Source organism: Streptomyces sp. JJ66, assembly GCF_019303495.1.
Classification (GTDB): domain Bacteria; phylum Actinomycetota; class Actinomycetes; order Streptomycetales; family Streptomycetaceae; genus Streptomyces.
In genome coordinates, this window is sequence record NZ_JAEVFI010000005.1 from 107242 (window position 1) to 131823 (window position 24582).

Annotated in this window: 12 protein-coding genes and 1 pseudogene; 5 read left to right on the plus strand and 8 right to left on the minus strand. The window is 73.1% G+C overall.

The annotated features are described in order from the left end of the window. Positions 1 to 66 precede the first annotated feature (66 nt). From glgB to JJV70_RS05285, 4 genes and pseudogenes are all read right to left on the minus strand, one after another. Positions 67 to 2385 (minus strand): 1,4-alpha-glucan branching enzyme, encoded by a 2319-nt coding sequence (glgB, locus tag JJV70_RS05275; RefSeq protein WP_374227249.1) that lies wholly within the window; start codon positions 2383 to 2385, stop codon positions 67 to 69. Continuing rightward, a complete protein-coding gene (locus JJV70_RS22475) occupies positions 2382 to 3860 on the minus strand; it encodes a phosphotransferase (protein ID WP_257573416.1) in 1479 nt (492 codons plus the stop codon). Before JJV70_RS22475 ends, glgB begins: the two co-directional genes overlap by 4 nt. Before the next feature lie 432 nt (positions 3861 to 4292). Continuing rightward, positions 4293 to 6005: pseudogene (treS, locus tag JJV70_RS05280) on the minus strand (maltose alpha-D-glucosyltransferase); the annotation flags it as partial. Continuing rightward, positions 6002 to 8038, minus strand: coding sequence for an alpha-1,4-glucan--maltose-1-phosphate maltosyltransferase (locus JJV70_RS05285; protein ID WP_219046529.1), 2037 nt, complete (start codon positions 8036 to 8038; stop codon positions 6002 to 6004). The gene JJV70_RS05285 and the pseudogene treS, both read right to left, overlap by 4 nt. Positions 8039 to 8454: 416 nt before the next feature. Here JJV70_RS05285 and glgP point away from each other — a divergent pair, with 416 nt between their 5' ends. Next, the gene (glgP, locus tag JJV70_RS05290) at positions 8455 to 11022 is read left to right on the plus strand and encodes an alpha-glucan family phosphorylase (RefSeq protein WP_219046530.1); all 2568 of its coding nucleotides are present in this window, start codon (positions 8455 to 8457) and stop codon (positions 11020 to 11022) included. A gap of 102 nt (positions 11023 to 11124) precedes the next feature. Here the strand turns inward: glgP and JJV70_RS05295 are convergent, their stop codons facing one another. From JJV70_RS05295 to glgX, 3 genes are all read right to left on the minus strand, one after another. Further along, entirely contained in the window at positions 11125 to 12993 is a 1869-nt protein-coding gene (locus JJV70_RS05295) for an ABC transporter ATP-binding protein (protein WP_219046531.1), read from the minus strand. Then, positions 12990 to 14783, minus strand: a complete 1794-nt coding sequence (locus JJV70_RS05300) for an ABC transporter ATP-binding protein (protein WP_219046532.1) — start codon at positions 14781 to 14783, stop codon at positions 12990 to 12992. Before JJV70_RS05300 ends, JJV70_RS05295 begins: the two co-directional genes overlap by 4 nt. A 170-nt stretch (positions 14784 to 14953) precedes the next feature. Further along, entirely contained in the window at positions 14954 to 17128 is a 2175-nt protein-coding gene (glgX, locus tag JJV70_RS05305) for a glycogen debranching protein GlgX (protein WP_308294696.1), read from the minus strand. A gap of 299 nt (positions 17129 to 17427) precedes the next feature. On the opposite strand from glgX, the gene JJV70_RS05310 reads away from it, so the two are divergent. The 3 genes from JJV70_RS05310 (at position 17428) to JJV70_RS05320 (ending at position 20137) form a co-directional block, all read left to right on the plus strand. Next, positions 17428 to 18195, plus strand: a complete 768-nt coding sequence (locus JJV70_RS05310; RefSeq protein WP_219046533.1) for an enoyl-CoA hydratase/isomerase family protein — start codon at positions 17428 to 17430, stop codon at positions 18193 to 18195. A gap of 366 nt (positions 18196 to 18561) precedes the next feature. Continuing rightward, positions 18562 to 19170, plus strand: a complete 609-nt coding sequence (locus tag JJV70_RS05315) for an ATP-binding protein (protein WP_219046534.1) — start codon at positions 18562 to 18564, stop codon at positions 19168 to 19170. A gap of 55 nt (positions 19171 to 19225) precedes the next feature. After that, on the plus strand, positions 19226 to 20137 hold the full coding sequence (locus JJV70_RS05320) for a glutaminase (protein ID WP_219046535.1): 912 nt from the start codon (positions 19226 to 19228) through the stop codon (positions 20135 to 20137). Positions 20138 to 20150: 13 nt separating this feature from the next. On the opposite strand, the gene JJV70_RS05325 is transcribed toward JJV70_RS05320, so the two are convergent. Further along, positions 20151 to 21995, minus strand: a complete 1845-nt coding sequence (locus JJV70_RS05325; protein ID WP_219046672.1) for a glycoside hydrolase family 15 protein — start codon at positions 21993 to 21995, stop codon at positions 20151 to 20153. 218 nt (positions 21996 to 22213) lie between these two features. Between JJV70_RS05325 and JJV70_RS05330 the strand changes: the two genes are divergently transcribed. Continuing rightward, positions 22214 to 24526: an MMPL family transporter gene (locus JJV70_RS05330; protein ID WP_219046673.1), complete on the plus strand. Its 2313-nt coding sequence runs from the start codon at positions 22214 to 22216 to the stop codon at positions 24524 to 24526. Positions 24527 to 24582: the final 56 nt, after the last annotated feature.

Here is a 24582-nt window from a genome sequence, read left to right on the forward strand (position 1 = left end):
CCTGGCACGGTAGGTCGCTACCCACCCACCGTGCCCCACGGGAGGACAGGGCGCGAGTGGAACGCGTCAGGCCGGGCGGAGCCAGAGCGTGGCCAGCGGGGGCAGGTCCAGCGAAACGCTCGCCGCGCGGCCCTGGGCCGGGACGGGTTCGGCCTTCACCGGGTCCGCCGCCGCCACGCCGGAGCCGCCGTAGCGGGCCTCGTCGGTGTTGAGCACCACCCGCCAGGCCGCAGTGCCCTCCGGGACGCCGAGCCGGTAGTCGTGCCGCACCACGGGGCAGAAGTTGCTGACGGCCAGCAGCGGGGTGCCGTCGGCGGCGAAGCGCAGGAAGGCGAAGACGTTGTCCTCCCGGGCGTCGGCCTCGACCCAGGCGAAGCCGGAGGGGTCGGTGTCGCGCTCCCACAGCGCCGGGGTCTCGGTGTAGCGGGCGTTCAGGTCGCGCACCAGGTCACGGACGCCGGCGTGGTCGCCCTGGGCGGAGTAGGCCGGGTCCAGGAGCCACCAGTCGGGGCCGTGGCTCTCGGACCACTCGGCGCCCTGCGCGAACTCCTGTCCCATGAACAGCAGTTGCTTGCCCGGGTGCGCCCACATGTAGCCCAGGTAGGCGCGGTGGGTGGCGCGCTGCTGCCACCAGTCGCCGGGCATCTTGGAGACTAGGGCGCCCTTGCCGTGCACCACCTCGTCGTGGGAGATGGGCAGCACGTAGTTCTCGCTGTAGGCGTACACCATGGAGAACGTCATCTCGTTGTGGTGGTACTTGCGGTGTACCGGCTCCTTGGCGATGTACTGGAGCGAGTCGTGCATCCAGCCCATGTTCCACTTCAGGCCGAAGCCGAGGCCGCCGACGCCGTGCGGGCCCACCTGGTGGGTGGCGCGGGTGACGCCGTCCCAGGCGGTGGACTCCTCGGCGACGGTGACGACGCCCGGGCAGCGGCGGTAGACGGTGGCGTTCATCTCCTGGAGGAAGCGCACCGCGTCCAGGTTCTCCCGGCCGCCGTACTCGTTGGGCGACCACTGGCCGTCCTCGCGCGAGTAGTCCAGGTACAGCATCGAGGCGACGGCGTCCACGCGCAGCCCGTCGATGTGGAACTCCTCGCACCAGTAGACCGCGTTGGCGACCAGGAAGTTGCGCACCTCGGTGCGGCCGTAGTTGAACTCCAGCGTGCCCCAGTCGGGGTGTTCGGCGCGCTGTGGGTCCGGGTGCTCGTACAGGGCGGTGCCGTCGAAGTGGGCGAGCGCCCAGTCGTCCTTGGGAAAGTGGGCCGGAACCCAGTCCATGAGGACGCCGATGCCCGCCTGGTGCAGCGCGTCCACCAGGTGGCGGAAGTCGTCGGGGGAGCCCAGGCGGGCCGTCGGGGCGTAGTAGCCGGTGACCTGGTAGCCCCACGAGCCGCCGAACGGGTGCTCGCACACCGGCATCAGCTCGACGTGGGTGAAGCCCATCTCCGCCACGTAAGCGGGCAGTTGTTCGGCCAGCTCGCGGTAACCCAGGCCCGGGCGCCAGGAGGGCAGGTGCACCTCGTACACCGAGAACGGCGAGGCGTGCACCGCCCGCCGCGCCCGCTGCTCCAGCCAGCCGGCGTCGCCCCACGCGTACGCCGAACCCGTCACGATGGACGCCGTGTCCGGCGGGCACTCGCTGCGGCGCGCCATGGGGTCCGCGCGCAGCGTATGCGAGCCGTCGGCGCGGCAGATGTCGAACTTGTAGCAGGTGCCCTCGCCGACGCCGGGCAAGAACAGCTCCCACACGCCGCTGGAGCCGAGTGAGCGCATGGGCTGCGCGGTGCCGTCCCAGTAGGTGTAGTCGGCGGCGACCCGCACGCCCCGCGCGTTCGGCGCCCACACCGTGAACCGGGTGCCCGCGACGCCGTCCACGGTCATCGGGTGTGCTCCCAGCGCCGTCCACAGCTGCTCGTGGCGGCCCTCGGTGATCAGGTGCAGGTCCAGATCGCCGAGCGTGGGCAGGAAGCGGTAGGCGTCCTCGGTCTCCACCACCGTCTCGTCGTAGGCGGTGCGCAGCCGGTACGCGGGCACGGTGGCCAGGCCGGGCAGGACGGCGGCGAAGAAGCCGTCGCCCTCGCTCGCCAGCGCGGCCTCGCCCCGCTCGGTGAGCACTGTCACCGAGCGGGCGAACGGGCGCAGGGCGCGGACCAGCACGCCGCCGTCCACCGGGTGTGCTCCCAGCACGCTGTGCGGGTCGTGGTGCGAGCCGGCCAGCAGCCGGTCCCGGTCGGCCGCCTCCAGCGGCGGGGCGGGCGCCGGGGCGGAGGCGGAGCCGGACGCCGGACCGGGAGCCGCGGGCTGCGCCGCCGGGCGGCGCGGGGCGGGCGTCGCGGCCGGGGGAGCGGAGCGGAAGGTGTCGGGGAGCTCGGGTCGGGGGGTCACGGGAGGGTCCTCCTGGGGGATCGCGGAGCCTGCGCGAGACGGCGGATCGCGGCAAGCGGGATGGGCAGCCAGTCGGGGCGGTGGTGGGCCTCGTAGAGCACCTCGTAGACGGCCTTGTCCGTCTCGTAGGCGCGCAGCAGCGCGGCGTACTCGCGCGGGTCGCTGCCGCTCGCCTCGGCGTAGCCCGCGCAGTAGGCGTCGCGGCTGGCCTGCGCCCAGCGGCGGGAGAAGTCCGAAGCGCCGCGCTGGCAGGCCGCGTAGTCGAACGAGCGCAGCATCCCGGCGACGTCCTGGAGTACCGGTTGCGGACGCCGCCGTTCGGCCAGTTCCTTGGCCGGTTCGCCCTCGAAGTCGATGACGGACCAGGAGCCCGTGCCCTCGTCCCCGTGCGCGGTGCGCAGCACCTGTCCCAGGTGCAGGTCGCCGTGGATGCGCTGGACGACGCAGCCCTTGCCCGCGTCGGCGAGGTCGTGCACGGCGGCGAACGCCTCGCGCAGGCCCACCCGGTAGGGGCGCAGCTGCGGCACCGCGTCGCAGGCCGCCTTCAGCCGCGCCGCCATGTCCCGCGCCACCGAGGCCAGCGCGGGGCCGCGCAGTTCGGCCGTCGGCAGCGCGGTCGCCAGCGCGGTGTGCACCTCGGCTGTCGCGCGGCCCAGTGAGCGGGCGGCCGGGGTGAAGTCGGCCTCACGGTGCACGGCGTGCAGCGCGAGGCGCCAGCCGTCGCTGGACCCGGGCAGGAACGGTTGCAGCACGCCGAGGGTTACCGGGTCAGCGGCGTCCGCCTCGAACCAGGCGACGGGCGCGGGTACCCGGGTGCACCCCGTGCGGGCCAGCGCGAGGGGCAGCTCCAGATCGGGGTTGACGCCCGGGCTGACGCGGCGGAACAGCTTGAGGATGTACCGGTCGCCGTAGACCACCGAGGAGTTGGACTGTTCCGCGCGCAGCGCCCGCGCGGGGAGCCCCGGCGGGATGGTGGTGCCGCCTTCGCGGGCGAACCGCAGCGCGCTGAGGCGGCCCGGGGTGCGCAGGCGCTCCAGCAGCACGCCGGTCAGCCGCTCGTCGGTGATGGCCTCGTACACCGCGAGCCCCCGCAGCGGTCCCCACGCGGGGCGGCCGAGGAGCGCGGGTGCCAGGTGCGGGGGCAGCATGGGGCGGACGCCGAGCAGGAGTTGGTAGCAGTCGGCGTGGTCGCCCTGGTGTGCGCTCAGCAGCAGGTGCAGCAGGCCCGGGGCGGCTCCGGGGGCGGCGCACGGCAGCAGCTCGGTGGCGGCGGTCAGGGTGAGGCCGTCCAGCGAGCGTCCTTTGCCCGCGAACCACCGCTGTCTGGGGAGCCACTGCGTCAGCATCGGTTGCAGCGACCGCAACAACGCCGCGGACGCTGCGGACGCCGTGGACGCCGTGGACGCCGTGGACGCCGGGGCTCCGGATGGGTACAGGGCGGGTCCGGGTGAGGAGCTGTCCGGCTTGGCGGTCATGGCTTCCTTCCCCCGGGCACACGAGAATGTTGCGCAGAGTGTCCCGGATTGCGGCAACGGCTGTCCGGCTGTGCGGGACGTGTTTCGGGGTAATCGACCGTGTGGTGGGGTGCGGTCTGGGCCACACGGGTGGTGCTCCAGCTTCTACTTGTGCCCACGGTCGCGTTTGCGTAACCGGCTGACTCGCCTCCGTTCCGGAAATCCGGGCGCGGCTGCCCCGCGTGGGGGTTGCCCGGGCCGCCTGCGGCGGCAGGGGAGCGGGCCGGGGAGGCAGGGGTCAGGAGCCCGCCCCTGCCTCCGGTGGCGGTCCGCCGACTACGGCCCCGGTGGGGTGGGCCGGATGGGGTACTCCGGTGCCACCGACTCGCCTGGTGGCACCGGGGACGTCGGCGACAGGGGGCCTTCGGCTGACGGGGCGATGTCGGCCACCGCAGCGGGCTGCTGGCGCAGGCGGAACCAGTAGAACCCGTGCCCGGCCAGCGTCAGCAGGTACGGGAGGTCGCCGATCGCGGGGAAGCGGACGCCGCCGATCAGCTCGACCGGGTGCAGCCCCTTCCAGGTGCGCAACTCCAGCTCCGTGGGCTGCGGGAACCGGGAGAAGTTGTTGACGCACATCACGAGGTCGTCCTCACCGTCGGGTAGCCGCACCTCGCGGAGGAAGGCGAGCACCGCCGGGTTGCTGGACGGCAGCTCGGTGTACTCGCCGAGCCCGAACGCCGGGTTCTGCTTGCGGATCTCCACCATGCGCCGCGTCCAGTGCAGCAGCGACGAGGGCGAGCTCATCGCCGCCTCGACGTTGGTGACCTGGTGCCCGTACACCGGGTCCATGATCGCCGGGAGGAACAGCCGGCCCGGGTCGCAGGAGGAGAAGCCCGCGTTGCGGTCGGGGGTCCACTGCATCGGCGTGCGCACGGCGTCGCGGTCGCCGAGCCAGATGTTGTCGCCCATGCCGATCTCGTCGCCGTAGTACAGGATCGGCGAGCCGGGCAGCGACAGCAGCAGGGCCGTGAACAGCTCGATCTGGTTGCGGTCGTTGTCCAGCAGGGGCGCGAGGCGGCGGCGGATGCCGATGTTGGCCCGCATGCGCGGGTCCTTGGCGTACTCGGCGTACATGTAGTCGCGCTCTTCGTCTGTCACCATTTCGAGCGTCAGCTCGTCGTGGTTGCGCAGGAAGACGCCCCACTGGCAGCCGGTCGGGATGGCCGGGGTCTTGGCCAGGATCTCCGAGACCGGGTAGCGCGACTCGCGCCGCACCGCCATGAAGATGCGCGGCATGACGGGGAAGTGGAACGCCATGTGGCACTCGTCCCCGCCCTTGGCGTAGTCGCCGAAGTAGTCGACGACGTCCTCCGGCCACTGGTTGGCCTCGGCCAGCAGCACCGTGTCCGGGTAGTGCGCGTCGATCTCGGCCCGCACCCGCTTGAGGAACGCGTGCGAGGCCGGAAGGTTCTCGCAGTTGGTGCCCTCCTCCGCGTACAGGTAGGGCACGGCGTCCAGGCGGAAGCCGTCGATGCCCAGGTCCAGCCAGAACCGCAGGGCGGAGATCATCTCCTCCTGCACGGTGGGGTTCTCGTAGTTGAGGTCCGGCTGGTGGGAGAAGAACCGGTGGAAGTAGTACTGCTTGCGCACCGGGTCGAACGTCCAGTTGGACGCCTCGGTGTCCACGAAGATGATGCGGGCGTCGGCGTACGCCTTGTCGTCGTCGGCCCACATGTAGTAATCGCCGTAGGGGCCGCCGGGGTCGGTCCGCGACTGCTGGAACCACTCGTGCTGGTCGCTGGTGTGGTTCATCACCATGTCGATGATGACGCGGATACCGCGCTGGTGGGCGGCGTCGACGAACTCCACGAAGTCGGCGAGGTCACCGAACTCCGGCAGGACGGAGGTGTAGTCCGAGACGTCGTAGCCCCCGTCCCGCAGGGGGGACTTGAAGAACGGCGGCAGCCACAGGCAGTCCACCCCCAGCCATTGCAGGTAGTCGAGCTTGGCGGTCAGGCCCTTCAGGTCTCCGACGCCGTCGCCGTTGCTGTCCTGGAACGAGCGCACCAGGACCTCGTAGAAGACGGCACGCTTGAACCACTCGGGATCGCGGTCCCCCGCAGGGGTGTCCTCGAAGGTGTCGGGGACTGGCTCATTGACGCTCATACGATGGGTGACCCTCCGGTCGGTGAGGACGGTCGCAGGGTCAAGATGTGCGCGGGAGCCGGTGAACCGGGGCGGCCCGGCTCCAGTCGCACATAGTTGTCCCTGCCCCAGTGGTAGGTCTCGCCGGTGAGCTCGTCACGCACCGGGAAGAGCTCGGCACCGCTTTGCTGAGCCGGTGTCAGGCCGAGCTTCTCCCTGTCCAACGACACGGTCGCTTCGTGGGTGTGGTACGGATCGAGGTTCACCACAACCAGCACTGAGTCGGCGTAGGGCTCGATGCTGCGCTTGGAGTACGCGATGATCTGGTCGTTGTCGGTGTGGTGGAAGTGCAGGGAGCGCAGGGTCTGCAGCGCGGGGTGCCGGCGGCGCAGCCGGTTGAGCGTGGTGAGCAGCGGGGTGATGGTGCGGCCCTCGCGCTCGGCCGTGGCCCAGTCGCGCGGGCGCAGCTCGTACTTCTCGGAGTTCAGGTACTCCTCGCTGCCCTCGCGCACCGGCGTGCTCTCGCACAGCTCGTAGCCCGCGTACACCCCCCAGCTGGGGGAGAGGGTGGCGGCCAGCACCGCGCGGATCTCGAACGCGGGGCGCCCGCCGTGCTGGAGGTAGGCGTGCAGGATGTCGGGGGTGTTGACGAAGAAGTTCGGCCGCATGTAGGCGGCGGCGTCCCCGGACAGCTCGGTCAGGTACTCCGTCAGTTCCTGCTTGCCGTTGCGCCAGGTGAAGTAGGTGTACGACTGCTGGAAGCCGACCTGCGCGAGGGTGTGCATCATCGCCGGGCGGGTGAACGCCTCGGCCAGGAAGATGACGTCGGGGTCCGTGCGGTTGATCTCGCTGATCACCTTCTCCCAGAAGCGGACGGGTTTGGTGTGCGGGTTATCGACGCGGAAGATGCGCACGCCCTGTTCCATCCACAGGCGCAGCACCCGCAGTGTCTCGTTCACCAGGGCGCGGTAGGCCCTCAGGTTGTGGTCGAAGTGGATCGGGTAGATGTCCTGGTACTTCTTCGGCGGGTTCTCGGCGAACGCGATCGATCCGTCGGCCCGTTTGCGGAACCACTCGGGATGCTCGGTGACCCAGGGGTGGTCCGGTGAGCACTGGAGGGCGAAGTCGAGGGCGACCTCCAGGCGCAGGTCACGGGCGGTCTCCATGAAGTGGGCGAAGTCGGCGAACGTGCCCAGGTCCGGGTGGATGGCGTCGTGGCCGCCGTCCGCGGAGCCGATCGCCCACGGGCAGCCGACGTCGTGCGGGCCCGCGTCGAGGCTGTTGTTGCGGCCCTTGCGGTACGCCGTGCCGATCGGGTGGATCGGCGGCAGGTAGACGACGTCGAAACCGGCCGCGGCGATGGCGGGCAGCCGCTCGGCGGCGGTGCGCAGCGTGCCGGAGGTGGGCGCGCCGCCGTCCGCCGGGACGACGGCGCCCTCGCTGCGCGGGAACAGCTCGTACCAGGAGCCGACCAGCGCCCGCCGCCGCTCCACCTGCACCGGCACCGACCGGGACGCGGTGACCAGCTCGCGCAGCGGATGCCGCGTCAGCACCTCGGTCAGCTCGGCGCCGAGCGCGGCGGCGAGCCGGTCCCCGGCGGGCAGCGCGGTGTTGCGCAGCGCGTCCACGGCGTCCAGGACGACGGCCCGGCCCGCGTCCTTGGGCACCTCGGCGGCCGCCTTCTCCAGCAGCTGCGCGCCCTCGGTGAACGTCAGCTCCACGTCCACCCCGAGCGGCACCTTGACCTCGGCGTGGTGGCGCCAGGTCGCCACCGGGTCGCTCCACGCCTCGACGACGATCGTCCAGCGGCCCTCGGCGTCCGGCGTCACCTCCGCGCCCCACCGGTCGGTGCCGGGCGCCAGCTCGCGCATCGGCGTCCACGGCCCCGGGCGCCCGGCCGGGTCACGCAGCACGACGTTGGCGGCCACGGCGTCGTGGCCTTCCCGGAACACGGTGGCGGACACCTGGAACGACTCACCGGTGACCGCCTTCGCGGGGCGGCGCCCGCAATCGACGAGCGGTTTGACGTCCAGGACGGGGATACGACCGATCATGGGGTTCCACCTGGGGTCGAAAACGGGTGTTCCGTACTTTGTATCCGCTTGACGGGTAGCGACGGCTGTGCGGGCATGACCGCTCCTGTCCGCGTTCACTCGGCTGGGGGTCTCATCGCGCCGCAGGACTATCTGCCCAGGCGTTCGCCGCGCGATGCGCCGACATAGTGAACTACTCGTAGGTAGTCCATAACTCCGCGTACCCGGCCGACGCCGGGTCAGGCCGCCGTATTTCAGCCAGCGTTGGGCACCGCCCGGGGCGCCCACCCGTCCGCAGAACCGTTTCCGCATGTCACGGGGCGGCGGTGCCCGGCCGCGCGCGGGGCGTACGCCGTCGTACCCCCACGGATGAATCCGCACCCGGAAGCGGGGCAAAGCACGGCACGGGGCCATCCGGCGCCGCTACCTTCGACCACGTGAAGGCCATCCGTCGTTTCTCCGTACGCCCCGTCCTTCCCGAGCCCCTGCGACCGCTCAGCGACCTCGCGCGGAACCTGCGCTGGTCCTGGCACCCCGACACCCGCGAGCTGTTCCGGTACGCCGACCCCGAGGGCTGGCGGGCCAGCGGAGGCGACCCGCTGAAACTGCTCGGGTCCGTCCCGGCGGCCCGGCTCGCGGAACTGGCACAGGACCGCCGGTTCCAGCGCCGGCTGAAGCTGGGCGCAGGTGACCTGAACGACTACTTGACCGAGCCGCGCTGGTACCAGCACACCGCCGACGACCGCCCGGCCGCGATCGCCTACTTCTCGCCCGAGTTCGGCATCACCGCCGCGCTGCCGCAGTACTCCGGCGGCCTGGGCATCCTCGCCGGGGACCACCTGAAAGCCGCCAGTGACCTGGGCGTGCCGCTGATCGGCGTCGGCCTGCTGTACCGGCACGGGTACTTCCGCCAGTCGCTGTCCCGGGACGGCTGGCAGCAGGAGAGCTACCCGGTGCTCGACCCGGACGAGCTGCCGCTGGAACTGCTGCGCGAGGACGACGGCACGCCCGTGACCGTCTCGCTCACCCTGCCGGGCGGGCGCACGCTGCACGCGCATGTGTGGCGCGCCCGCGTGGGCCGGGTGCCGCTGCTGCTGCTGGACTCCGACGTCGAGGGCAACGCCCCGCGCGAGCGCGACGTCACCGACCGGCTCTACGGCGGCGGGCGCGAGCAGCGGCTGCTCCAGGAGATGCTGCTCGGCATCGGCGGCGTGCGCGCGGTGCGGGCGTACTGCCAGCTGACCGGGCACCCGGCACCCGAGGTGTTCCACACCAACGAGGGCCACGCCGGGCTCCTGGGCCTGGAACGCATGCGCGAACTGATGGCCACCGGCGTGGAGTTCGACGCCGCCCTGGAGTCGGTGCGGGCCGGGACGGTGTTCACCACGCACACCCCGGTCCCGGCCGGGATCGACCGCTTCGACCGGGAGCTGGTCGCCCGGCACTTCGGCGACGACGGCGAGCTGCCCGGGCTCCGCGCCGAGCAGGTGCTCGCCCTCGGGGTGGAAACCCCGCACGGCGGTGAGCCGGGGCTGTTCAACATGGCGGTGATGGGCCTGAGGCTGGCCCAGCGCGCCAACGGCGTCTCCCAGCTGCACGGGAGCGTCAGCCGCGAGATGTTCTCCGGGCTGTGGCCGGGGTTCGACGCCGACGAGGTGCCGATCGCCGCCCTCACCAACGGCGTGCACGCCCCCACCTGGGTGGCGCCGGAGATCACCGAGCGCACCCCCCGGCTGTCGGACCACGAGCTGTGGGACCTGCGCCGCACGCTGCGCGAACAGCTGGTCCACGAGGTCCGCCGCCGGCTGCATGACTCCTGGCGCGAGCGCGGCGCCGCCCGCGCGGAGCTGGGCTGGATCGAGCACGTGCTGGACCCGGACGTGCTCACCGTCGGCTTCGCCCGCCGCGTGCCCTCCTACAAGCGGCTCACCCTGATGCTGCGCGACCGCGACCGGCTGCGCGAGCTGCTGCTGCACCCGGACCGCCCGGTACAGCTCGTCGTCGCGGGCAAGGCGCACCCGGCCGACGACGGCGGCAAACGGCTGGTCCAGGAGCTGGTGCGGTTCGCCGACGACCCGAGGGTGCGGCACCGCATCGTCTTCCTGCCCGACTACGGCATGGGCATGGCCCAGAAGCTCTACCCCGGCTGCGACGTGTGGCTGAACAACCCGCTGCGCCCGCTGGAGGCGTGCGGGACGAGCGGGATGAAGTCGGCGCTGAACGGCGGACTCAACCTGTCGGTACTGGACGGCTGGTGGGACGAGTGGTTCGAGCCGGACTTCGGCTGGGCCATCCCCACCGCCGACGGCCCGGCAGCCGACGGACCCGGAGGGGACCCCGAACGCCGGGACGCCATCGAGGCGGCGGCCCTGTACGCGGTGCTTCAGGAGCAGATCGCGCCCTGCTTCTACGACCGGCCCGAGCGCTGGCTGGAGATGATCCGGCAGACCCTCACCCGGCTCGGCCCCAAGGTCCTGGCCGACCGCATGGTGCGCGACTACGTGCAGCGGCTGTACGCGCCCGCCGCGCAGGCACACCGCGCGCTGGACGGCGCGGACGGACACCGGGCCGCCGGTGAGCTGGCCGCCTGGAAGGCGCGGGTGCGCGCCCAGTGGCCCCAGGTCGCCGTCGATCGCGTGGAGGCGGCCGGTCCGGCGTCCGACCCGCTGGAGCTGGGCGGCTGCCTGCGGCTGCGGGTGCGGGTGGCCCTCGGCGGGCTGGAACCGGGCGAGGTGGAGGTACAGGCCGTCACCGGCCGGGTGGACCGCTCGGACACCATCACCGACCCGCAGACGGTGGTGCTCAAGCCCTCCGGACGCCCGGACCTGGCGGGCTGCTGGCTGTACGAGGGCGAGCTGGCGCTGGACCGCACCGGCCCGTTCGGCTACACCGTCCGCGTCCTGCCCACGCATCCGCTGCTCGCCGACCCGGCGGAGCTGGGGCTGGCGGCGGTCCCGCCGGAGGGCGTGGACGGCGGTGAACCGGCGGGCGTCCTCATGCGGTGACGCGCCCCGCCCCCGCCCGAGAGCCGGGTGGGCGGCCCCGGCGACCTTCCCGCCGTGGGGCGTCGCCTCCCGGCCGGAAGCCGGGGTCCGGGGGGCCGGGGCTCACTCTGTCAGGCTGTCCCGCCACGCCCGGTGCAGGGTCGCGAAGCGGCCCGTACCGGCGAGGAGTTCGGCGGGCGTGCCGTCCTCGACGACGCGCCCGCCCTCCATGACCAGCACCCGGTCGGCGATCTCCACCGTGGACAGGCGGTGGGCGATGACGAGCGCGGTGCGGTCACCGAGCACGGTGTGCAGGGCGCTCTGGACGGCCTGCTCACCGGGGATGTCCAGCGACGACGTCGCCTCGTCCAGGATCAGCACCGCCGGGTCGGCCAGCAGGGCGCGGGCGAAGGCGACCAGCTGGCGCTGTCCCGCGGAGATGCGGCTGCCGCGCTTGCGGACGTCGGTGTCGTAGCCGTCGGGCAGGGCCGCGATGAAGTCGTGCGCGCCGATGGCCTTGGCGGCCCGCTCGATCTGCGCGCGGCTCGCGTCCGGGCGGCCGATGGCGATGTTCTCGGCGACCGTGCCGGAGAACAGGAAAGCCTCCTGCGTCACCATCACCACCCCGCGCCGCAGCTCGGGCGCCGCCAGCTCGCGCAGGTCGGCGCCGTCCAGCAGGACGCGGCCGTGGGAGGGGTCGTAGAACCGGGCGAGCAGCTTGGCCAGCGTCGATTTGCCCGCGCCCGTCGAGCCGACGACGGCGACCGTCTGCCCGGCCGGGATGTGCAGGTCGAAGCGGGGCAGCACCTCGCCGCCGGTGCGGTAGCCGAAGCTGACGCCGTCGAAGTCCACCGCGCGGCCCGGCCGTCCCGCGCGCCGCTGCGGCAGCTCGCGCGGCCGGTCGGGCTCGGGCACGCCGGGCACCTGGGCCAGCAGCCCGGCGATCTTCTCCAGCGAGGCGGCGGCCGACTGGTAGGAGTTGAGGAACATGCCCAGCCGGTCGATGGGGTCGTACAGGCGGCGCACGTACAGTGCGGCGGCGGCCAGCGCGCCCAGCGCCAGCGTGCCGTCGGCGACGCGGTAGGCGCCCCACAGCACGATCGCGGCGGTGGCCACGTTGGCCGTCAGCCGCGAGGAGACGACGTAGCGGGCCATCTCCAGGATCGTGTCGCCGTTGACCTGCCCGTGCTCGCTGTTGAGCTGCCGGAACCGCGCGTCGCCTGCCGACTCCTGGCGGAAGGACTGCACCGGGCGGATGCCGTTCAGCGTCTCGGCGAACTTCACGATGACGGTCGCGATGGCCGTCGAACGCTTGCGGAACACCCGCAGCGAGCGGGTCTGGAAGTCGCGCACCAGCAGCCCGAGCGGCACGAACGACGCCAGCGCCGCAGCCCCGAGGCCCAGGTCCAGGTACAGCAGCAGGACGGCGATGTACACCACGGAGACGACGACGCCCAGCAGCTCCTGCAACCCCTCGTCCAGCAGCTCGCGCAGCGACTCGACGTCGGTGGTCGAGCGGGAGATGAGGCGCCCCGAGGTGTAGCGGTCGTGGAAGTCCACGCTGAGGGCCTGCGCGTGCCGGTAGATGCGTCCGCGCAGCTCCACCAGCACGCTCTGGTTGATGCGGGCGGCGGCGCGGACGAAGGCGTACATCAGCCCGCCGGACGCGCCCGCGCACACCGCGTAGCCGACGCCGAGCAGCACCAGCGGCCCGTGCCGCCCCTCGCGCAGCGCGGGCACCACGGTGTCGATCGCGAACGCCACCAGCAGCGGCCCGCCCTGCACGGCAGCCTGCTGGGCGAGCAGCAGCACCACGGCGACGGCGACCCGCAGCCGGTACGGGCGCAGCAGCGAGGCCAGCAGGGTGCGCGCGGCGTTCGGCGGCGCGGGGAGCACGTCGCGGTCGAACGGGTCGGTTCCCGCCTCGGTGGCGCCCGGGCCGGGCTCGGGCGGGCCGGGGGTGGCCGGGGTGGCCGTCGAGATGGTGGTCACCGTTCTCCCTCGTTCTCGCCCGCCATCAGGTGGCGGTACTCGGCGCTGGTGCGCAGCAGCTGTGCGTGCGTGCCGACGCCCGCGATCCGGCCGCCCGACAGCAGCGCGACCCGGTCGGCCAGCAGCACGGTGGACGGGCGGTGCGCGACGACCAGGGCCGTCGTCGTCGCCAGCACCTCGCGCAGCGCGGCCTCCACCTTGGCCTCGGTGTGCACGTCCAGCGCGGAGAGCGGATCGTCCAGGACCAAAAAGCGCGGCCGACCCACCACGGCGCGGGCCAGCGCCAGCCGCTGCCGCTGACCGCCGGACAGGCTCAGCCCCTGTTCGCCCACCTGGGTGTGCTCGCCCTGCGGCAGCGCGCGCACGAACGATGCCGCCTGCGCCACCTCCAGCGCCCGCCACAGCTCGGCGTCACCGGCGTCCGGGTCGCCCATGCGCACGTTGTCCGCGACGGTGGCCGAGAACAGCGTCGGCTCCTCGAAGGCGACGGCCACCATGGCGCGCAACTCCTGGCGCGGCATGCCGGAGATGTCGGCGCCGTCCACGGTGATGCGGCCCCCGGTCAGCTCGTGCAGCCGTGGGACGAGCGCCGTCAGCGTCGTCTTGCCGCAGCCGGTGCTGCCCACCAGGGCGACGGTCTCGCCGGAGCGCACGTGCAGGTCGAGTCCGTCCAACAGCGGCGGGGAGCCGGGCTCGGCGTCGGGGTAGCGGAAGCGGACGCCGGTGAACCGCAGCCCGGACCCGTCCCCGCCGCCGGTGCCCCGGCCCGGGGGCTCGGCCGGTACCGGCTCGTCAACGACCTCGAAGAAGCGGTCGGCGGCCGTGGCGGCCTCGTTGCTCATCGCCAGCAGGAAGCCGATCGACTCCACCGGCCAGCGCAGTGCGAGGGCCGTGGACAGGAACGCCACCAGCGTCCCCGCCGACATCGCGCCGTCGGCCACGCGCAGTGTGCCCAGCACCAGCGCCGCGCCGAGTGCCAGCTCCGGCAGCGTGAGGATCAGGCCCCAGATCCGCGCCAGCAGCCGCGCCTTGCGCAGCTCGGTGTCCTTCAGCCGCTCGCTGAGGGTCCGGAAGGCGCGGGCCTGGCTGCGGTGCCGTCCGAACCCCTTGATGATCCGGATGCCGAGCACGGCCTCCTCGACGACGGTCGTCAGGTCGCCAACCTGGTCCTGCGCCTTGCGTGCGGCGGCCGAGTAGTGCGTCTCGAACACCGCGCACAGCACGATCAGCGGCACGACGGGCACGAGCAGCAGCAGCCCAAGCCGCCACTCCTGGGCGAGCAGCACCCCGCAGCCCACGACGATGGTGACGCCGTTGACCAGCAGGAAGGTCAGCGGGAACGCCAGGAACATGCGCAGCAGTTGCAGGTCGGTGGTGCCGCGCGAGAGCAGCTGGCCGCTGGCCCAGCGGTCGTGGAAGGCGACCGGCAGCCGCTGGAGGTGGCGGTAGAGGTCCGCGCGCATGGCCGCCTCCACCCCGGCCAGCGGGCGGGCCACCAGCCAGCGCCGCAGCCCGAACAGCGCCGCCTCCGCGACGCCGACGGCCAGCAGCAGCGCGCCGCCCCACCACACCCCCGCCGTGTCCCCGGCCGCCACCGGGCCGTCGATGATCCACTTCAGTACCAGCGGGATGGCCAGCCCCACGACGGAGGCGACCGTCCCCACCACGGCCGCCGTCCCCCAGCGTGCCCGCACCGGACGCAGATAGGGCCACAACCTCAGCAACGACCGCACCGCGGACCGCGGCGCCTGACGTGGGTCAGCGGAAGGCGCCTCCTGGAGAACACTCATCAGGACCGAGCGTAGAGATCGCTGCTGACACCCGCATCGGTATTTCCGCCCACGCGCCTCGGCCGCCCGCCCTAGGACCGCGCGGTGGCGGCCCGCGCGCCCGCGCCGTGGCGCTGGGGCGCTGTGGAGCCGTGGCGGAGACGCACCACCATCGCCACCACCGATGGCTCTCAGGGCTCACGCACCGCCCGGTAGAGCCGCGTCGAGCGGGGCGTGACCCGCACCGGCTGCCCCGCCGGGTGCCGGGTGCCCGGGGCGTGCGGTTCCTCCGCTGCGGTGTCCACCAGCAGTTCGTAGGACTGGGCCCACGGCGGTCCCGGCAGCGGGAAGTCCACGGCGGTGGGCGCGGCGTGGAGGATGGCCAGGAAGCTGTCGTCGGCGATGGGGTGGCCGGTCTCGTCGCGGCCGGGGAGGTCGTCGCCGCAGAGGTAGAGGGCGAGGGTCTGGCGGGGGGCGTACCAGTCGGCCTCGGTCATCTCGGTGCCGCTCGCGGTGAACCACGCCAGGTCGCGCAGACCGTCGGGGCCGTGCGGGCGGCCGGTGAAGAAGGCGCGGCTGCGCAGCACCGGGTGGTCGCGGCGCAGCCGGACCAGGCGGGCCGTCAGCTCGCACAGGGCCCGCCAGCGCGGGTCCTCCAGCAGGCTCCAGTCGAGCCAGCTGACCTCGTTGTCCTGGCAGTACGCGTTGTTGTTGCCCCGCTGGGTGCGGCCCAGCTCGTCCCCGGCGACGAGCATCGGCACGCCGGTGGACAGCAGCAGCGTGGTGAGCAGGTTGCGCAGCTGGCGGCGGCGCAGGGTGGTGACGTCGGCGTCGTCACTCTCGCCTTCGGCGCCGCAGTTCCACGAGCGGTTGTCGGCGGTGCCGTCGCGGCCCGCCTCCCCGTTGGCGTCGTTGCGCTTGTGGTGGTAGCTCACCAGGTCGCGCAGGGTGAAGCCGTCGTGCGCGGTGACGAAGTTGACCGACGCGTACGGGCGCCGCCCGCCCCAGGCGTACAGGTCGCTGGACCCGGACAGGCGGTAGCCCAGGTCGCGGACGTCGGGCAGGGCACCGCGCCAGAAGTCGCGCACCGTGTCCCGGTAGCGGTCGTTCCACTCCGTCCACAGCGGCGGGAACGCGCCCACCTGATAGCCACCCGAGCCCACGTCCCACGGCTCGGCGATGAGCTTCACCCGGCGCAGCACCGGGTCCTGCGCGATGACGGCGAGGAACGGGGAGAGCATGTCCACGTCGTGCGGGGAGCGGGCCAGCGCCGCCGCCAGGTCGAAGCGGAAGCCGTCCACGCCCATCTCCTGGACCCAGTACCGCAGCGAGTCGGTGATCAGGCGCAGCACCTGCGGCTGGACGACGTGCAGGGTGTTGCCGCAGCCGGTGTAGTCGGCGTACCGGCGCGGGTCGTGCGCCAGGCGGTAGTAGCCCCGGTTGTCGATGCCGCGCAGGCTGAGCGTCGGGCCCAGCTCGCCCGACTCGGCGGTGTGGTTGTAGACGACGTCCAGGATCACCTCGATCCCGGCCGCGTGCAGCGCCCGCACCATGCGCTTGAACTCGCCCACCTGCTGCCCGCGCGTACCGGAGGCGGCGTAGGCGGCGTGCGGGGCGAAGTAGCCGATGGAGTTGTAGCCCCAGTAGTTGCGCAGGCCGCGCCGCAGCAGGTGGTCCTCGTGCGCGAACTGGTGCACCGGCAACAGCTCGACGGCGGTGACGCCGAGCCGGGTGAGGTGCCCGATCGCCGCCGGGTGCGCCAGGCCCGCGTACGTGCCGCGCAGCCGCTCAGGCACGCCGGGGTGGCGCATGGTGAAGCCGCGCACGTGCAGTTCGTACAGCACGGTGTCGGCCCACGGCGTCTTCGGGCGGCGGTCGTCGCGCCAGTCGTCGTCCGGCGGGCTGCCCGGGGGCCCGGCGGGGGCACCATCGTGCACGACGACGCCCTTGGGGACGTGCGGCGCCGAGTCGCGCTCGTCGCGCACGGTGTCGGCGCGGTGCTGGTGCGGCCAGTCCCGCACGTGGCCGTACACCTCAGCGGGCAACGCGAACTCGCCGTCCACCGCCCGGGCGTACGGGTCCAGCAGCAGCTTCGCCGGGTTCCAGCGGGCTCCGGTCCACGGGTCCCAGCGGCCGTGGACCCGGTAGCCGTAGCGCTGGCCGGGGTGCACGCCGGGCACGAATCCGTGCCAGATCTCGTGCGTCAGCTCCGTCAGCTCGCGGCGTGTCTCGCGGCCGTCGTCGTCGAACAGGCACACCTCGACGCGTTCGGCGCCCCCGGCCCATAGGGCGAAGTTGGTGCCGGGCGTGCCGTCGGGCCCGCTGCGGTAGCGGGCGCCGAGCGGCTGCGGGCTGCCCGGCCACACCTCGCGCGACGCGCCGGGGCGGGGGAGGGGCGATGACGGGCGGCCGGTTGGCGGGCTCGCCGGGGCGGCGGGTGGGCAGCGCACGGGCAGCCTCCTGCGGCTCACACGCGCGGAACCACGCGGGGCCACGGTGCGCTGGCGTGTGTGGCTCCGGTGCGCCCGGCGTCCCGTGCCGTGCGCTCGTGGTCCCGCTCCTTCCCGGGGTTCTTCCCGCTCCGGCGGCCCCGTTCACCTCGAAGCCCCGTCCGGTTCCGCCCACCGGTGACCCGGACGGCGTTAACGGGCGTTACCCTGCCGCCATGACTGTGAACCTCGAAGTCGCCGATGGCGTCGGCACCCTCCGGCTCGACCGTCCGCCGATGAACGCGCTCGACATCGCCACCCAGGACCGGCTGCGCGAGCTGGCCGAGGAGATCACCCGGCGCGACGAGGTGCGCGCTGTGGTGATCTACGGCGGTGAGAAGGTCTTCGCGGCCGGGGCGGACATCAAGGAGATGCGGGAGATGGACCACGCGGCGATGGTCGCGCGGGCCGGTGACCTCCAGGCCGCGTTCACGGCCGTCGCGCGCATCCCCAAGCCCGTGGCCGCCGCCGTCACCGGCTACGCCCTCGGCGGCGGCTGCGAGCTGGCGCTGTGCGCGGACATCCGCGTCGCGGCGGACAACGCGAAGCTGGGACAGCCAGAGATCCTGCTCGGGCTGATCCCCGGCGCGGGCGGCACACAGCGGCTCGCGCGGCTCGTGGGACCGTCGCGGGCCAAGGACCTCATCTTCACCGGCCGCCAGGTCAAGGCCGACGAGGCCCTGTCCATCGGACTGGTGGACCGCGTGGTCCCGGCCGCCAAGGTGTACGAGACGGCGCACGCGTGGGCCGCACGGCTGGCCAAGGGACCGGCGATCGCGCTGCGGGCGGCGAAGGAGTCCGTCGACTTCGGTCTGGACGCCGGTATCGACACCGGCCTGGCCATCGAACGCAACTGGTTCGCGGGCCTGTTCGCCACGGAAGACCGCGAGACCGGCATGCGCAGCTTCGTCGAGGACGGCCCGGGCAAGGCGGTCTTCCGCTAGCCCGCGGGAGTACCCCATCCCGGAACCGGGGCTTCGCCCAGGCCCCTCCCACGACTTCGGCGCCGTGGTCGCGAGGCCCAGCCCGTCTGGCCGGACCTCGCGCCCGAGCCGGACGCCAAGACGGTCCAGGGCGGCCAGCGTCCCGGGCTGGCCAGCGGACGCGCGGCAACTCGCCGACCAGGTGTCCACGAAGGAGTGCGCGCCGTTCGCCGCCGCACTCGTCCGCGCGGCGCTGGACACGTCCGTGGTGGAGGACGTGGCGGCGCGCGTCGCGGGCGGTGACGGCGGCGGGGGCTGACGTCGCGTCACCGGGTCAATTCGCCGGACTCGCCTACGCGAACGGCGAACGCACGCCATGATGGGGCCATGGCGGGAGTGGAGGAGACGGCATCCGCACAGGTGCCGGCCATCGCGGGCACGGCCGAGGACGCATCCGACTCCGGCGGCACACCGGGCTGTGACAGCGCGTCGCACCCCGAGGGCGTTCCCAGCCCCGGCGGCCCCCCGAGCCCCGAGGACCCGCAGCGCCCCGGCAGCGTGCAACGCCGCGACAGCGCGCAGGGCAACGCCCTCGACCTCCTCGGCGACCCCTCCCAGACCGAGGTCCGATTCCGCAACCGGCCGGAGTCGGCCGGCATGGCCCGCCGCCTGGCCGCCGCCGTGCTGCACGGGCAGTGGCGGCTCCCGGGCTCCGTCACCGACGACGGCGTGCTGCTGGTGTCGGAGCTGGTGGGCAACGCGGTGCGGCACACCGGCGCGCACGACTTCGGCCTGCGCATGTTCCGCCGCCGGGGCTGGATCAGGGTGGAGGTACGCGACCCTTCGCGCGGGCTGCCGTGCCTGCTGCCCATGCGGGAGCTGGACACCACCGGGCGCGGCCTGTGGCTGGTGGACAGGCTCGCCGATCGCTGGGGCGTGGACCTCCTGCCGCGCGGGAAGACCACCTGGTTCGAGATCCGCGTTCTCGACCGGTGACCTGCGCAGGCCCCCGGCAGGCACTGGGGCGTGGGTGCCTGTACACAATGGTTCCGTGGATTACGAAGCGCTGCTGGAGCACGCCAGGGCGGCGGCCCGCCCCGTGCTGGGCCGGGCCGCCCCGGCCGACTACATCCCCGCGCTGGCCCGGGCCGATCCGCAGGCGTTCGGCATGGCGCTGGCCACCGTGGACGGTGAGGTGCACGGCGTGGGCCAGTGGCGCACCCCGTTCTCCGTGCAGAGCGTGTCCAAGCTGTTCGCCCTCGCGCTGGCGCTCGCGCACGGCGGCACCGCGCTGTGGCGGCGGGTGGGACGCGAGCCGTCGGGCAACCCGTTCAACTCGCTGATCCAGCTGGAGTCCGAGCAGGGCATCCCGCGTAACCCGTTCATCAACGCGGGCGCCCTCGTCGTCACCGACGCGCTGCTCAGCCTCACCGGGGACGCGCGCGCGGCGGTGGTGGACTTCCTGCGCGAGGAGACCGGGAACCCGGGCATCTCCATCGACGCCGCTGTCGCCGCGTCGGAGGCCGGGCACGGGCACCGCAACGCCGCCCTCGCCCACTTCATGGCCTCCTTCGGCAACCTGCACAACCCGGTTGACGACGTGCTGGAGCACTACTTCGCGCACTGCTCCATCGCCGCCGACTGCCGCGACCTGGCGCTCGCCGGGGGCTTCCTCGCCCGGCACGGGCTGCGCGCGGACGGCTCCCGGCTGCTGAGCCGCAGCGACGCCAAGCGGATCAACGCGGTGCTGCTGACCTGCGGCACCTACGACGCGGCCGGGGAGTTCGCCTACCGCGTCGGCCTGCCCGGCAAGAGCGGGGTGGGCGGCGGCATCCTGGCGATCGTGCCCGGACGCGGCGCGGTGTGCGCGTGGAGCCCGGGCCTGGACGCCGTCGGTAACTCGGTGGGCGCGACGGCCGCGCTGGAGGACTTCACCGAGCGCTCGGACTGGTCGGTGTTCTGACGGGCCGGGGTCCTCACGGTCCTCCGTCGGCGTCGTCCAGCCCTTCGTCCAGGGCGAGCGCGGCCATGATGAGCGCCACGTGGGTGAAGGCCTGGGGGAAGTTGCCGAGCTGCTCGCCGGTGGGGCCGATCTCCTCCGCGAAGAGCCCGACGTGGTTGGCGTAGGTGAGCATCTTGTCGAACGCGTAGCGTGCCTTGCCCAGGCGGCCCGCCTGGGCGAGCGCGCTCACGTACAGGAAGCTGCACAGGGAGAACGTTCCCTCCTCGCCCCGCAGACCGTCGGGGGAGGCGGCGGTGTCGTACCGGTGCACGAGGCTGTCGGAGACGAGTTCGGCCTCCATGGCGTCCAGCGTCGTCAGCCAGCGCCCGTCCCCCGGGGAGAGGAAGCCCACCGCGGGCATCAGCAGCAGCGAGGCGTCCAGGACGTCGCTGCCGTAGTGCTGCACGAAGGCCCGTCGGCGCGGGCTGAAGCCCCGTTCCATGATCTGTCGGAAGATCGCGTCCCGGGCGGCTGTCCAGCCGGGGACGTCGGCGGGCCGGGCCAGCTTGGTGGCCAGGCGGATGCCCCGGTCGAGGGCTGTCCAGCACATCAGGCGGCTGAAGGTGAAGTCCTGGCGGCCTCCCCTGGTCTCCCAGATGCCCTCGTCAGGACGGTCCCAGGACCGGGCGAGCCAGTCCAGGAGCGCGCTCAGGTGGCGCCAGCCGTCGTACCCGGCGAGCTGGGCGTGGTCGCCCGTGCCGCTGAGCGCGTAGGCCAGCTCGCCGTAGATGTCGAGCTGGAGCTGTCCGGCGGCGTCGTTACCGATGCGCACCGGGGCCGAGCCGCGGTACCCCTCCAGATGGCCGAGCGTCTCTTCGGCCAGCTGGGGGTCTCCGTCGACGCGGTACAGGACCTGGAGGGGTTCGCCCGTCGTCGTCTCGCCGGTCGCCAGCCGCGCCGCGAGCCAGTGCCGGAACGCCTCCGCCTCCTCGTCGTAGCCGAGGTCCAGCAGGGCCCGCACGGCGAGGGAGGCGTCGCGGACCCAGGTGTAGCGGTAGTCCCAGTTGCGCTCCCCGCCGAGCTGCTCGGGCAGGCCGGTGGTGACGGCCGCGACCGGTGCTCCGGTGGGCGCGTAGGTCATCAGCTTGAGCGTGATCGCGGAACGGCTCACCATCTGCTGCCAGCGTCCCCGGTACCGGCTGCGCCGTACCCAGCGGTTCCAGTAGTCGTACGTCGAGGCGAACGCGTGCTGCACGGAGCGCCCGGTCGGCGGGGCCGGAGGTTCGGCGTGGGGGGTGTCGCACACGGTCAGCACGGCGGCGGCCCGCTCGCCGTGCCGCAGCGTCAGGTGAGCCAGGACGTCGCGCTCCTCGCGCCGCAGCTCCACGGGAACCGCTGCGGGACCCCGGACGTGCAGGAAGGCCGCGCTGTCCGGGGCCGTGAAGTGGGCCGTGTCCTGGGTGAGGGTGAGGTGGTGCGTCCCGCGGCCGTAGTCGAACCGGGGGCGGCAGGCGAGCCGGAAGCGGACCGTGCCCCGGGTGGCCCGCATGATCCGGATGACGTGGTGCTGGTCTTCTGGCGCCTCGGCCTCGCCCAGCGGCATGAAATCGACGACCTCGCCGACGCCCTCCGGGGTCAGGAACCGCGTCACGAGAATCGCCGTGTCGGCGAGGTAGAGCTGCCGCGTCGTCGCGCCGGGTGCCTCGGGGGAGAGGGCGAAGCAGCCGCCCCGCTCGTGGTCGAGGAGTGCCGCGAACAGGCTGGGCGAGTCGAACCGGGGGGCGCACAGCCAGTCGAGCACGCCGTCGGACGAGACCAGTGCGGCGGTCCGCAGGTCGCCGATCAGGCCGTGGTCCGCGATCGGCGGGTAGCGGCGCATGGCGCTCCCTTCGACGCTCACCGGCCCTTCGCGCGCCGGTCCCTCTCACGCTAGGACGGCAGCCGTCGTCCCGCATGCGCGGTCACCCTTCGTGGTGGGCGGACGTGCCGAATGCGCCGGGCGCTATTTCAATGGTGGAGGTGATCGCGAGGCTCGCGCGGGAGCTTCGCTGGCAGCCGTGGCCGGGGCCGGCCGCGACCTCGACCGTCCGGGAGGGCATGGTGCCGCCATCAGCACAGCGTCCGGCGGCCCGCTCCCCTCGCGGAGCGGGCCGCCGTCCCTCCCGTGGAGTGCTGTACCGGACCGGCGCCTGGTGCGCGCGGCACTGCGTGACGGTCCTCGCCGTGTGGCTGGCCGTAGCGGTGGGGGTGCAGGTGCTGGACCGGGCGTTCGGCGGTGACTACTCCGACGACTTCACCCTGCCCAGCACGCAGTCCTACGCGGGCTTCCAGGTGCTTCAGGAGCATGAACCCTCGGCGGGCGGCTACAGCGCGCAGATCGTCCTGCACGACGACGAGCCGCTCCCGGACACCGGCGGACCGGTCGGGACGGCGGTGACGCGGCTGGAAAAGCTGCCGCACGTGCTCGGTGCGCGCAACCCCCTCACCGCCGGGCAGGACACGGCCGTGGGCCCGCTCTCCCCGGACGGGAAGACGGCGTACATCACCATGCGGTTCGACGTGCAGCCGTCCACGCTGGGCTCGTCCTACCTCGATGGGGTGGACTCGGCGGTCCAGCCCATGCGGGCGGCGGGGGTGCAGGTGGAGTACGGAGGTCCCCTGGGCGATCTGGCCCGGCCCCAGGCCGACGACCGGCGCAGCGAAGCCATCGGTTTCGGTGCGGCGCTGATCGTGCTCCTGCTGGGCTTCGGCAGTCTGCTGGCGGCCCTCATGCCCCTGGTGGCAGCGTTGATCGCGGTGGCCTGCGGGCTCGGGCTGCTGGGGCTGCTCGCGGCGGCCTCCACCTTCGCGACGGTCTCACCCACGCTCGCCACCATGATCGGGCTGGGCGTCGGCATCGACTACGCCCTCTTCCTGATCACCCGGCACCGCCAGCTGCTCATGGACGGCCGGGGACCGGCGGTCGCGGCTGGCCTGGCGGCGGGGAACAGCGGGCGGGCGGTCGTGGTCTCCGGCTGCACGGTGATCATCGCGCTGTCCGGGCTGTGGGTCTCGGGGGTGAGCTTCATCGGGAAGCTGGGGCTGGCGGCCGCCGTCACGGTGATCACGGCGGTCCTGGGGGCGCTCACCCTGGTGCCCGCGCTGCTCGGGCTCGCGGGCCGTTCGGTCGACAGGTTCCACGTCCGGCGCCCGGTGGCCGAGGCGGAGGCGGCTGGCGGGGGTGCTGGTGCCGATGTCTCCGGCGGCGCCTGGCAGCGCTACGCGCAGACCATGGAGCGGCGCCCGTGGTGGTTCCTGGGGTCGGGAGCCGTGGTCTTGGCCGTCCTGGCGATCCCGCTGTTCTCCATCCAGCTCGGCCACATCGACGACGGGGCCGACCCCACCTCCTTCACCGACCGGCGTGCCTTCGACCTGATGTCCTCCGCCTTCGGCCCGGGCTCCAACGGCCCGCTCACCGTGGTCATCGACCAGACGGACGTACCGTCCGCCGACCGCGCGTCGCTGGGCTCCGACGTCCAAGACGCGCTGGCCGACGTACCGGACGCGGCCCTGATCACGCCGCCGCAGCCGTCCGGGGACGGTGACGTGCTGATCGCGACGGCGTACTCCGACGCGGCTCCCCAGGACGAGCGGACCACGGACCTGGCCAACCGCCTCGTGGACGAGGTTCTCCCGCAAGCGGTCTCGGGCACCGGCGCCCGGACCTACGTCACGGGCACGACGGCCGCCCAGGTGGACTTCCTGGAAACGGTCTCCAGCCGCCTGCCACTGATCATCGCTGTCGTGGTCTGCCTGGCCTTCCTCGTCATCCTGACCGTCTTTCGCGGCGTACTGGTCGCGGTCAAGGCCGCGGTGCTCAACGTGCTGTCCATCGCGGCCGCCTACGGGGTGGTGGTCGCGGTGTTCCAGTGGGGCTGGGGCGGGCAGGCGCTCGGCGTGGGCGGCACCGTGCCCATCGAGAGCTACGTACCGATGATGATGTTCGCGATCGTCTTCGGTCTCAGCATGGACTACGAGATCTTCCTGCTGTCCCGCGTGCGCGAGGCGTGGCTGCGCACCGGCGACGCCCAGGCGAGCGTGGCCCACGCGCTGAGCATCACCGGACGGGTCATCACCTGCGCGGCCCTCATCATGACCACCGTGTTCGCGGCCTTCATCCTCACCGACACCATCGTGGTCAAGATGCTCGGGCTCGGACTGGCCGTGAGCGTGCTCATCGACGCGACCGTCGTCCGGCTGCTCCTCGTACCGGCCGCCCTGACCCTCCTCGGCCGGGCCGCGTGGTGGGCGCCGCGCTGGCTTGACCGGGTGCTCCCGCACCTTGACCCCGAGGGCGCCGAAGACGAACCACCGGCGGCGCCCATGGCCGGGCGGGCCGCGCCGGGCGGGCCGGGTGCGGCGGGGCGCTGACGGGTCCGGCGGGCACCTGGTCAGGCAGGGAGGCCGGGGGAGCCGCCGGGGCAGGC